The following is a 10,876-nucleotide window of genomic DNA, read 5'->3' as shown; positions in this document are numbered from 1 at the left end:
GCGCGCAAGGTGATCAACGCGGCCGGGGTCTGGGCCGGACAGCTCGCCGAGGGCGTACGGCTGCGCCCGTCCCGAGGCACCCACCTGGTGCTGCGGGCCGAGAGCCTGGGCGGCGAGACCGGTCCGGGCTCGGCGCCGGAGGGTCTGCCGGCCGGGCTGCACGTGCCGGTGCCGGGCGAGCCGAACCGCTTCCTGCTGGTACTCCCGCAGGGTGACGGGCGGGTCTACGTCGGGCTCACCGACGAGCCGGCCGACGGGCCGATCCCGGACGTGCCGGAGCCGACCGAGGGCGAGATCGGGTTCCTGCTCGACATGCTCGCCTCGGCGCTGGAGGTCCCGGTGCGCCGCGCCGATGTGATCGGCGCCTTCGCCGGGCTGCGGCCGCTGCTCGACGACGGCCGCCCCGGCGAGCCCGGCCGCACGTCGGACCTGTCCAGGCGCCACGCCGTCCGCACCTCCCCCGGCGGCGTCGTCACCGTCGTCGGCGGCAAGCTGACCACCTACCGCCGGGTCGCGCAGGACGCCGTGGACGCCGTGGCGGGCGCGCTCGGCGCCGGCCGCTGCCGGACCGGGCGGCTGCCCCTGGTCGGTGCCGCGGACCCGCGCACGCTGTCGGCCATCGACGCTCCACGCCGGCTGGTCCGGCGATACGGCACCGAGGCGGCCGCGATCACCGCGCTCGGCCGCGAGGATCCGGCGCTGCTGGAGCCTGTGGCGCCCGGCCTGCCGGTGACCGGCGCCGAGCTGGTCTGGGCCGTGCGCCACGAGGGGGCGCTCGACGAGGCCGACCTGCTCGACCGGCGCACCCGTATCGGCCTAGTGGCGGCCGACCGCGACGCCGCCCTGCCCGCGGCGAGCCGTGCCCTGACGTACTGACGGGACAGGACGCCCCGCTGGCCGCGTTACGGCGGTGGCCACCGGGCTTGACGGGACGTGACGCACCTCACGTGCCCTGGTCGCCCACGGATAAGTAAGGTTAGTCTCACCTAAGTAGGGCCACACGAGCGAGCGGGAAGGCGGGGGCGGACCCCTTGGCGGATTCCTCAGGTGACAAGGGGTGCGAGCACTGCCCCGGCAGTCACACCGGCACGCTCCCCTGCCTGGCCAGCGCGGCCGTCAAGGCCCGCGCCTGGCTGGCGATCGAGCATCCCGGCCCGTGGCCCGAGTACACCGAGACGCTGGATCTGCCCGCCCCCATCGCACGCACCGTCGAGGCCGCCGAGCGGCTCGGCATTCGCTGCCAGTTCATCCGCCGCTCCGGCCGGCGCCGCCCGACCCCGCCGCTGTGGGTCTACGCGGGCCATTGCGCGGCGAACGGCGCGCCCGCGGGGACGGCCGCCGGCTCCTGGAACACCCGTTCCGACAGCGTCTGGCTGGAGGGCCGCCAGCTCGCCGATCCCGCCGAGCTGGCGGAACTCGACCTGGCCGCAGTGGCGGCCGGCGTCCGCCCGGGCTTCGGCGATCCGGTTCCCGGCCCGCTCCTGCTGGTGTGCACCCACGGCCGCCGCAACGCCTGCTGCGCGCGGACCGGCGCCCCGCTGGCGCGCGAGCTGCGGGCCCGGTTCGGCGACGCCGTCTGGGAGACCACCCACGTCGGCGGCGACCGCTTCGCGGCCAACCTGGTGTGCCTGCCGCACGGGCTCTACTACGGCAGCCTGCGCCTGCCCGAGGCCGTGACGGCCGTCGAGGCCTATCTACGGGGCGAGGTCGTCCTCGACCGGTTGCGCGGCCGGGCGGGCATGCCCGAGCCGGCGCAGGCGGCCGAGCACTATGTACGTCTGGACTCGGGTATTCTGGGGGTCGACGCCGTGCGGGTGGAGTCGCTCCGGGGAGGTTCTCCCTATGAGGCGACGGTCACCGCCGCGGGGCGGCGCTATCGGGTGATCGTTGAGCACTCGACGGGCACGGACCCGTGTGGGCCCCAGTGCGAGGAGAACCTCGACACATACGTTCTTGGGGACCTGACCCTTCTCAACGAGGCTAGCCTCGTGTAACCTCTCCGAGGCCCCATTCGCGGGTGAGCCGTGCCGTGCGGACCCAGTATAGGGAACAGAGCGGCACGTTCAGACGTTGGAACTTTCGGCACTTCCCAAAGTACTTCCAATGTCCATGTCCGAAATTGTGCAGCAAAACCAACGAGGTGAGTGTTCCATGGCTCAGGTACGTCGGCAGGCTAACCTTCTCCGTCCCAGCTGGGGCTGGCAGGACGCCGCCGCGTGCCGGGGGGAAGACCTCGTGCTCTTCTTCGGCCCCGACGGTGAACGTCAGCCCGAGCGCGAGATTCGTGAGCGTAAGGCCAAGCAGGTCTGTATGGGCTGCCCGGTACGCACGGAGTGCCTTGACTACGCTGTCTCCCGGCCCGAGAAGTACGGCACGTGGGGTGGCCTGAACGAAGACGAGCGCGCCTCCGAGCGCCGCCGTCGGATGCGCCGCGCAAACGCCGCCTAGGCGCACCCCTGGCAGACGAGCGCTACGGCCCCGCGCTTACCGCGGCGGGGCCGTTTGTGTTCCCGGATTCACGATCGCATTCGCTCCAACCACGACATGACGTCCTCGTCCGTCAGCTGCTCGAAATGGTCGTAGCACTGCCCGACGGCTTGGAACGACCGGGGGGTGGCGAGGACCACGACCTCATCGGCCTCGTCCTCCATCGCGCGGACCGTTCTGGCCGCACCCACCGGCACCGCCAGCACCAGCCGGCCCGGACCCATGGCCCGCACCGCCCGCAGAGCGGCGCGGGCCGTGCCGCCCGTGGCGAGCCCGTCGTCCACCAGCACCACGGCGCGGTCATCGACCGATGGCAGGCTTCGCCGGCCGCGGTACGCCTCCACCCGGCGCCGCAGTTCGGCGCGCTCACGCAGCACGGTGTCGGCCAGATCCGCCGTGGTGAGGTCGAGCCGCTTGAGCAGGGAGTGGTCGAACACCGGCTCGCCCCCCTCGGCGATCGCGCCGACGCCCAGCTCGGGCTGGTACGGATAGCCGATCTTGCGGGTGACCAGTACCTCCAGCTCCACCTTCTCGCCTTGCGCGGCCAGCCGGCCGGCCACCTCGAAGCCCACCGGAACGCCGCCCCGGGGCAGGGCCAGCACCAGCGGGCGCGTGAGCCGCAGCGGCACCAGCCGTTCGCCCAGCAGCCGGCCGGCCTCGGTCCGGTCGGTGAACGGCAGCCGCACGCCCCCGCTCAGGCCGGAGGAGATGAGGGGCACCAGGATCACCTCTTCGGTGGTGGCCCTACCCGTTCTCACCCACCGGACTCCCGCCACTCGACTCCGCCGCCGAGCTCTCGCCACCGGGCTCCCACGCCCGGCCCGGGCCCGGCTCCGGCCCGGCTCCGGCAGGGCACCGCGGGTCGCGGGGGGCCGCGCCGAGTGCGGTGCCCCCGCGACCACGTGGTCACACCTCCGGTGATCAGGGTCGGTTACGGCCCGACCTCCGCATCTCCTTGTGGATGATCTTCCAGCGGCGGGTCTGCTCGGCCCGCAGCCGGGCGTCGGTACGGCCGGCCATCCAGGCCGCCTCACGGCGCAGTTTGTGCCAGCTGTCCAGCCGGCGACGCGGCAGCTCCCCGGACTCGACGGCCGCCCGTACGGCGCAGTCCGGCTCGCCGTCATGGGCGCAGTCGGAGAAACGGCACCCCTCGGCGAGCTCCTCGATGTCGGAGAACGTCTGGGCCAGTCCCGCGTCGGCGTCGTACAGGCCGACCCGGCGCAGTCCCGGGGTGTCGATCACGAGACCGCTCCCGGGGAGCATCAGCAGCTCCCGGTGGGTGGTCGTGTGCCGGCCCCGGCCGTCGGATGCACGGACCCGCTGCGTGGCCATGAGATCGGCGTCCGCGAGCGCGTTGACGAGCGTCGACTTGCCGGCCCCGGACGGCCCGAGCAACACCGCCGTGCGGCCCTGGTGGAGCCGCACGGGCTCGAGCCCGCTGCCGGACAGGGACGAGACGGCGTGGACGTCGGCGCCCGGGGCCGCCTCGATCACGCGATCGAGCAGCCCTGGAAGATCCCCGGCCAGATCGGCCTTGGTGACGAGGACGACCGGTAGTGCCCCGCTCTCCCACGCGAGGGTGAGCAGCCGTTCGATGCGGCCGAGGTCCGCGCTGTCGTCCCCTGGCTCGTGCGCGGCCGGTTCGACGACGTAGACGACGTCGACGTTGGCCGCGAGCACCTGACCGCGGGAATCCGCGGACAGGCCGCCGCGAGACTCCCGGCCGACGCCGCCGCGCACGATCGCGGTGCGCCGGGGCAGCACGGCCACGAGCTTCCGCCCGCCGTCCGGCTGAATCCGGACCACCGCCCAGTCGCCAACACAGGGCTGGTCCACCGGGTCCTCGGCGGCCGCCCGGCGCAGCTCGCCGCCGATCAGGGCGCGTGCCTCACCCTCGCCGGACAGGATGTCGCAGGCGCCCTTGTCGACGCGCGCCACACGTGCGGCGGTCAGGCCGTCATCGGCCGCACAGGCCGCGAACGCGGCCGCCCAGCCGTCGTCCCAGCCGAGATCGAATAGATCGAAAGCAGAATTTTCCGCGAAAACCACTACCTGCACCCTTCGGGATACAGATGCCCCGGCCTGGCGCGGGAGACCGCGCGGCCGGCCCGGAAGCGGGCGTCAGCTCAGACGGGCATGCTGGAGGATCGGACGTCGGTGAGCGTTCATGGCAAAGACGGCCATCCGGGCTCACCTCCCTCTCTCCAGACATGCGCCGCGTCTTTCGCGGAGCTCCAATGGTAACCGGATCCGGGCTCCGGCGCATGGTACGGACGTCCGGCGCGCCGCCCGGCGGGGGCTCAGTGCGAGGAGCCCGGACCGGACGCCGAGGTGGCGGGGCTCAGGCAGAAGGACCCAGTCTCAGGGGCCCAGGCTCAACGGCTCGGACGAGAGGAGCTCAGGCCGCGGTGCGGATCGCCCGGGCCCGGGCGGTTCCGGCGCTGGGCCAGATCTTGTCGATCTCGGCGTTGAGCGCGGCGCCGATCAGTACCGCCAGCGCCGCCACGTAGAGCCAGCCGAGGATCGCGATGGACGCCGCGAGCGATCCGTAGACCGACACGCCGGACAGCGAACCGGCGAGGTAGAGCCGGAGCAGGAAGCTGCCGGCGATCCAGATCCCGAGCGCGACGACCGCCCCCGGGACCTCACGCCACCAGGCCGTCCTGACCGGAACGCTCATGTGGTAGAGCGTCGCGAGGAACAGCACCGAGAGCGTGATGACCACCGGCCAGTAGAGCAGCGCGATGAAGTCGGTGCTGCCGGGCAGCGACCGGCGCACCAGCGCGGGCCCGGCCATGAGCAACGGGATGACGACCAGCATGACCAGCAGGCCTATGAGGTACAGGAAGAACGCCCGCATCCTGGTCCTGACGATGCCCCGGATGCCGGACAGGCCGTAGGCGATGGTGATCGTGTCCACGTACACGTTGAGCGCGCGCGACCCTGCCCACAATGAGATCAAGAAGCTCAGCGAGACGATGTCGACTCCGCCGCCGCGGATGACGTCGTCTATGAGAGGCTCCACGACCGTCGTCACGGCCGGGCCGGTGAGCACCGTCTGTGCCTGCTCCAGCATCCAGGCGCGGATTTCGAGGACGGTCGGCTCGCCGAGGGCCCCGCGGAAGTGCCCCATCGTGCCGATGAGCCCGAGGACCAGCGGCGGCATCGACAGCAGCGCGAAGAACGCGGCCTCCGCGGCGAGCCCGGTCACCCGATGGCGGAACGCCGCGACCGCGGTGTTGCGCACGAGTCGCCACGCGATCGCGCGCAGCCCCGCGGCGGAGGTCGGCGCGGGGACTTCGGCGACGCGTGGAGCGTCGGAGACGGTCGTCACGATGCTCTACGGTAGAGGCTCGTCCGGGTGGAACATACCGTGTTGGCCATTTCGGCGATCCGTTTTGATCGATCTTGGTCACCCAACGTGTTGCCAAGGATGCGCACCGCGAGATTGCGGGTCTGCGCACCTGGGCAGACTACTGATCCGGACGAGACGGTCACAACGGGTAGGCGCGTGACCGCCCCGTCACCGCAAGAGTGACGCCGCATAGGTTCGCGGTGCGGCCACCCCGGCCCTGGACGCAAGGAAGCACCATGATTATCCCGTTCATCAATGCCATGACGCTGAAGACCGGCGAACCGACGAAGATCTCCGCAGACTCGCAGCGATTCAAGCCCGGCGTCCAGAGGCCCAAACGGTCGGCCGCCAAGACCGGCTTCCTGCTCATGGGTGCGCTGATGGTGGCCGCGACCATGCTGCGGATGGCCAGACGGCGCCCGCGCTGACCGGATCCATGGCGGGCCCGGCACCGGCCGGGCCCGCCCTGCCGCCGGCCCCGCGCCGTCCGGGCGGGCGGAGTCGACGCCACCGCTTGGACGACAATGGAGGCATGATCTGTCAGGCGTGCCGGGATCGTCACCACGACGAATGCCGTGGCGGCTCCTGGTGCGACTGCCAACATCGGACGCCCCCGGAGAAGCCGGCCGAATCGCCGCTCAACTGGCGGAGGCAGGGGTGAGGGATGCGCGTTATTCCCGCTCACGGCCGTGAGACCTCTCACCCGTCCATATGACGGACGCCGCTGGACAATCCTTCGCGCCGCGTGTCACAGTCTAGACATGGCTGCCGCGGATCCACTGCTCGTGACGCGCCGCCATGTCGACTTGCTGCGTGTACGCAGCGCGATCTGTCTGTGACGCCCGACCACGCCCTTTGATCATTCCGGGTGCGTGGCCCGCCGGCGTCTCCGCATGACTCGACACCCTGCGTTGCGCCCACCGTCGCCCCGGTGAGCATCAGAGTCAGCCAGCGCGCCACGCGCCGCTCCTAACAACGAGGACGCGCGCCGTGCCATCTCCATCCGATCGTCCCGTTCCGACGAGACAACCCGCCGCCACGCGCAAGCGTGGCGAGGGCCAGTGGGCCCTCGGTTATCGCGAGCCGCTCAACAAGAACGAAGAGAACAAGAAGAACGACGACGGGCTCAACGTCCGGCAGCGGATCATCGACATCTACTCCAAGGCCGGATTCGACTCCATCGACCCCGCCGATCTTCGCGGGCGGCTCCGCTGGCACGGGCTCTACACGCAGCGGCGTCCCGGGATCGACGGAGGCAAGACGGCGATCCTCGAGCCGGAGGAGCTCGACGACCGCTACTTCATGCTCCGGGTCCGCATCGACGGAGGCCAGCTCGACCCCGCACAGCTGCGGGCGATCGCGAACGTGGCCAACAAGTACGCCCGCGGCACCGCCGACGTCACCGACCGGCAGAACATCCAGCTTCACTGGGTGGAGATCGAGTCGGTACCCGCCATCTGGGCCGAGCTCGAGGCCGTCGGGCTGTCCACCATGGAGGCCTGCGGCGACACACCGCGCGTGATCCTCGGCTGCCCGCTCGCCGGCATCGCCGAGGACGAGATCATCGACGGCACCCCGCAGATCGACGACGTGCACGACCGGTACATCGGCTCACCGCTGTTCTCGAACCTGCCGCGCAAGTTCAAGACCGCCATCTCCGGCTGCACGGCGCACTGCACCGTCCACGAGATCAACGACGTCGCCTTCGTCGGCGTGGTGAACGAGAACGGCGAGGCCGGCTACGACGCCTGGGTCGGCGGCGGCCTGTCCACCAACCCGATGTTCGCCAAGCGCCTCGGCACCTTCGTCAAGCCCGAGCAGGTGCACGAGGTCTGGGCCGGCATCATCTCGATCTTCCGCGACTACGGTTACCGGCGGCTGCGGCACCGCGCCCGGATCAAGTTCCTCATGAACGACTGGGGGCCGGAGAAGTTCCGCGAGGTGCTCGAGAAGGAGTATCTCGGCTACGCGCTTCCCGACGGGCCCTCGCCGGCCGCGCCGCTCCCCCGCCGCGACCACGTGGGCATCCACCCGCAGAAGGACGGCAACCGCTACGTCGGCTTCGCGCCCAGGGTGGGCCGGGTCAGCGGCGACCTCCTGCACGTCATCGGCGACCTGGCCGAGCGGTACGGCTCCGGGCGGGTCCGTACGACCACCGAGCAGAAGATGGTCATCCTCGACGTCCCCGCCGATCGGGCCGAGGAGCTCGCCGCCGAGCTGGAGAAGCACGACCTGCAGGTCGATCCGTCCACGTTCCGGCGGCAGACCATGGCCTGCACCGGCATCGAGTACTGCAAGCTCGCCATCGTCGAGACCAAGCAGCGGGCGATGGACCTCATCGAAGAGCTGGAGCGGCGGCTGCCGGACTTCACCGAGCCGCTGACCATCAACGTCAACGGGTGCCCCAACGCGTGCGCTCGCATCCAGGTGGCCGACATCGGGCTCAAGGGCCAGCTCGTGATCGACGAGAACGGCGACCAGGTCGAGGGCTTCCAGGTCCATCTCGGCGGCCAGGTCGGCGGCGCGTTCGGCAAGAAGGTACGCGGCCTCAAGACCACCTCGGCGGGTCTCACCGACTACGTCGAGCGGATCGTGCGGAGGTTCGACGCGCAACGCACCGAGAGCGAGACCTTCGCCCAGTGGGTCGGGCGCGCCACCGACGAGGACCTCAAATGAGCCGGCCGGAGGGCGCGGCGGCGCCTCTGGGCGACCGCAGGCCCGCGAGCGGAGCGAGCACATGACAGAACGAGCGGCTCCCTTCTACTGCCCTTACTGCGGCGAGGAGGACCTCGAACCGTACGAGCGTGACGGGGGCTGGTACTGCCGTGGCTGTGCCCGTGCCTTCACGTTGAAATTCCTGGGGATCGGAGCCCGCAAGTGACGGCCGTGGAGACCATCCGACCCACCCTCGATCTGGAGGACATCGTCGACTCGGCGGCGGACGCGCTGGAGAGCGCCTCCGCCCTGGAGATCATCCGCTGGGCGGCCGCGACCTTCGGCGACCGCATCTGCCTCACGTCCTCCATGTCGGACGCCGCGCTGATCCATCTCGTGTCGAAAGTGAAGCCGGGCATCGACGTGCTGTTCGTCGACACCGGTTACCACTTCGCCGAGACGATCGGCACCCGCGACGCCGTCGAGGCGGTCTACCCGGTCAATGTGATCAACGTGACGCCGAGCCGTACCGTCGAGGAGCAGGACCGCGCCCTCGGCCCGCGGCTGCACGGGCGCAACCCGGACCTGTGCTGCCACCTGCGCAAGGTCGAGCCGCTGGGCCGGGCGCTGGAGGGCTACATGGCGTGGTTCAGCGGCATTCGCCGGGACGAGACCTCCAGCCGCAGGAACCGTCGCGTGGTCGAGTGGGACCGCAAGCGCGGCATGGTCAAGGTCAACCCCATCCTCGCCTGGAGCGAGGAGGACATGGACAACTACATCGAGGACAACGGCATTCTCGTGAACCCGCTGCACTACGACGGGTACCCCTCGATCGGCTGTGCGCCCTGCACCTCGCCGGTGAGCCCGGGCGAGGACCCGCGCAGCGGCCGGTGGGCCGGATTGGGCAAGACAGAGTGCGGTATCCACCTGTGACGCCGTCCGTGCGCGATCTCGCGGTGGCCCGCGCGGGCCACCGTGGGATCGCGCCCGAGAAGGCGCCGCTGGTGGCCGTCGCCCACGGGAGCAGGGATCCGCGGGCCGCGGCGACCGTGGAAGAGCTCCTCACCGCGGTGCGGCGCCGGCGGCCCGCGCTGCCGGTGGCCGGCTGCTACCTCGACCACGCGGCGCCGGACCCGCTGCGGGTGCTGGGCCGGCTCGCCGCCGACGGTGCCGACGACGCCGTGGTGCTGCCGCTGCTGCTCACGGCCGCCTACCACAGCAAAATCGACATTCCGGGCGTGCTGGCGGAGGCGTGCACCCGGCATCCGCGGCTGCGGCTGCGCACGGCCGCGACGCTCGGCCCGCACCCGCTCATGCTCACCGCCCTGGAGCGACGGCTGGCCACCCCCGAGACCGGGGTCGAGGCCGGTGACCCGTCGACGGCGGTGGTCCTGGTGTCGGCGGGGTCCAGTGACCCGGCCGCCAACGCGGTCATCGAGGGCATGGCGCGGCAGTGGCGGGCGAGAGGCTGGTGGGACGTGGCGGCGGCCTACGCGTCCGCGGCACGGCCCACCCCCGCCGAGGCGGTCCGATCGCTGCGCGAGGCGGGCGCCCCGCGCGTGGTCGTGGCCTCGTACTTCCTGGCCCCCGGGCACTTCGCCGACAAGGTGCGCGCCGAGTCGCTGGAGGCCGGCGCCACGGCGGTCTCTCCGGTGCTGGGCGCGGCTCCGGAACTGACCGACATCGTGCTGCAGCGCTACGACGAAGCGCTCAGCACGGCGGCGGCCGCCACCGGCTGAGCCGCCCACCGGGCCACCGGGCCGGGCCACCGCCGCCTAGGCCACCGGACCACCGGCCGGCGCCGGCGCGGCCGGGCCCTAGAGGCGTCGGTCGCCGCCTCTGTTCAGCCACGCCGCCAGCGCCTTCCGTACGGGCGCGGTGTGCTCGTCGTCGACGACCACGACGTCCCCGATGAACGCGTTGGCGTGAACGCGCACGACCGGCCGGGAGGATCCGGGTGTGGCCGCCCCAACCCTGACGTTCTTGTCCCCGAGGACGGCGATTCCGCTGATCTGGACGTCGACGCCGTTCGGCACGATGATCCTCACGTTGCCCACGACGGCGGTGGCGGCGACGTCGACGACCCCGCCGGTGACATGCGCTCCCCGCAGGTCGAGCACGACGTCGCCCAGGACCGCGACCGCCGACAGCCGCTCGTCGACCCGTCCGGCGAGCCGCTGCCTGCTGTCGCCGAGCACGGCGATGAAACGGCGTCGCTCGTGCCCGGGCGGTGGGCCCGGCTGCGGGCCTTCGGCGGCGGGCAGGTCCGAGGTGACGGCCTCGAGCTCGGCGCGGGTGACCGCGCCGTAGGCCGCCTCGGTGCGCTCGGTGAGGTCCTCGAAGGTCAGCCGGCCTTCAACGGACGCGACGCGCAGGCGC

The 10,876-nt window shown here is 71.7% G+C and carries 13 protein-coding genes; 9 read left to right on the top strand and 4 right to left on the bottom strand.

Features of this window, described 5'->3' with window-relative positions; genetic code table 11:
* From HKK72_RS30250 to HKK72_RS30240, 3 genes are all read left to right on the top strand, one after another.
* Positions 1-876 (top strand): FAD-dependent oxidoreductase (locus tag HKK72_RS30250; RefSeq protein WP_187237850.1); only part of this gene is annotated, 876 nt, incomplete at its 5' end.
* Positions 877-1,031: 155 nt separating this feature from the next.
* The gene (locus HKK72_RS30245; protein ID WP_187237849.1) at positions 1,032-1,994 is read left to right on the top strand and encodes a sucrase ferredoxin; all 963 of its coding nucleotides are present in this window, start codon (positions 1,032-1,034) and stop codon (positions 1,992-1,994) included.
* Between the two features lie 157 nt (positions 1,995-2,151).
* Entirely contained in the window at positions 2,152-2,448 is a 297-nt protein-coding gene (locus tag HKK72_RS30240) for a WhiB family transcriptional regulator (RefSeq protein WP_187237848.1), read from the top strand.
* A 68-nt stretch (positions 2,449-2,516) separates the two neighbouring features.
* Here HKK72_RS30240 and HKK72_RS30235 read toward each other — a convergent pair whose 3' ends face one another.
* The 3 genes from HKK72_RS30235 to HKK72_RS30225 all read right to left on the bottom strand — a co-directional run bounded on the left by HKK72_RS30235 (position 2,517) and on the right by HKK72_RS30225 (position 5,821).
* Entirely contained in the window at positions 2,517-3,245 is a 729-nt protein-coding gene (locus tag HKK72_RS30235; RefSeq protein WP_315987521.1) for a phosphoribosyltransferase, read from the bottom strand.
* A gap of 163 nt (positions 3,246-3,408) precedes the next feature.
* Positions 3,409-4,536: a ribosome small subunit-dependent GTPase A gene (gene rsgA / locus HKK72_RS30230; protein ID WP_187237847.1), complete on the bottom strand. Its 1,128-nt coding sequence runs from the start codon at positions 4,534-4,536 to the stop codon at positions 3,409-3,411.
* Positions 4,537-4,885: 349 nt separating this feature from the next.
* Entirely contained in the window at positions 4,886-5,821 is a 936-nt protein-coding gene (locus HKK72_RS30225; RefSeq protein WP_315987520.1) for a YihY/virulence factor BrkB family protein, read from the bottom strand.
* Positions 5,822-6,078: 257 nt separating this feature from the next.
* Here HKK72_RS30225 and HKK72_RS30220 point away from each other — a divergent pair, with 257 nt between their 5' ends.
* From HKK72_RS30220 to HKK72_RS30200, 6 genes are all read left to right on the top strand, one after another.
* A complete protein-coding gene (locus tag HKK72_RS30220) occupies positions 6,079-6,270 on the top strand; it encodes a hypothetical protein (protein WP_187237846.1) in 192 nt (63 codons plus the stop codon).
* 333 nt (positions 6,271-6,603) lie between these two features.
* Positions 6,604-6,681 carry a putative leader peptide gene (locus HKK72_RS42935; protein ID WP_410050358.1) on the top strand — a complete coding sequence of 26 codons (78 nt, stop codon included), beginning with the start codon at positions 6,604-6,606 and terminating at the stop codon, positions 6,679-6,681.
* A 151-nt stretch (positions 6,682-6,832) separates the two neighbouring features.
* A complete protein-coding gene (locus tag HKK72_RS30215; RefSeq protein ID WP_187237845.1) occupies positions 6,833-8,518 on the top strand; it encodes a nitrite/sulfite reductase in 1,686 nt (561 codons plus the stop codon).
* 61 nt (positions 8,519-8,579) lie between these two features.
* Entirely contained in the window at positions 8,580-8,723 is a 144-nt protein-coding gene (locus HKK72_RS30210) for an Insertion element protein (RefSeq protein ID WP_187237844.1), read from the top strand.
* A gap of 5 nt (positions 8,724-8,728) precedes the next feature.
* Positions 8,729-9,430: a phosphoadenylyl-sulfate reductase gene (locus tag HKK72_RS30205; protein ID WP_410050357.1), complete on the top strand. Its 702-nt coding sequence runs from the start codon at positions 8,729-8,731 to the stop codon at positions 9,428-9,430.
* Between the two features lie 8 nt (positions 9,431-9,438).
* Positions 9,439-10,236 (top strand): sirohydrochlorin chelatase, encoded by a 798-nt coding sequence (locus HKK72_RS30200; RefSeq protein ID WP_315987519.1) that lies wholly within the window; start codon positions 9,439-9,441, stop codon positions 10,234-10,236.
* A gap of 78 nt (positions 10,237-10,314) precedes the next feature.
* Here the strand turns inward: HKK72_RS30200 and HKK72_RS30195 are convergent.
* Positions 10,315-10,876 (bottom strand): DUF1707 domain-containing protein (locus HKK72_RS30195; RefSeq protein ID WP_187237842.1); only part of this gene is annotated, 562 nt, incomplete at its 5' end.

Source organism: Actinomadura sp. HBU206391 (assembly GCF_014323665.1).
Classification (GTDB): domain Bacteria; phylum Actinomycetota; class Actinomycetes; order Streptosporangiales; family Streptosporangiaceae; genus Actinomadura_C.
The sequence above is the reverse complement of the archived record's forward strand: the minus strand, read 5'-3'. Positions and strand labels throughout refer to the sequence as shown.

What these genes read in the sequence shown, in the direction of transcription:
- HKK72_RS30220 (WP_187237846.1), top strand. Translation starts at nt 6,079, where the DNA reads ATGATTATCCCGTTCATCAATGCCATGACGCTGAAGACCGGCGAACCG.
- HKK72_RS30210 (WP_187237844.1), top strand. Translation starts at nt 8,580, where the DNA reads ATGACAGAACGAGCGGCTCCCTTCTACTGCCCTTACTGCGGCGAGGAG.
- HKK72_RS30240 (WP_187237848.1), top strand. Translation starts at nt 2,152, where the DNA reads ATGGCTCAGGTACGTCGGCAGGCTAACCTTCTCCGTCCCAGCTGGGGC.
- HKK72_RS42935 (WP_410050358.1), top strand. Translation starts at nt 6,604, where the DNA reads ATGGCTGCCGCGGATCCACTGCTCGTGACGCGCCGCCATGTCGACTTG.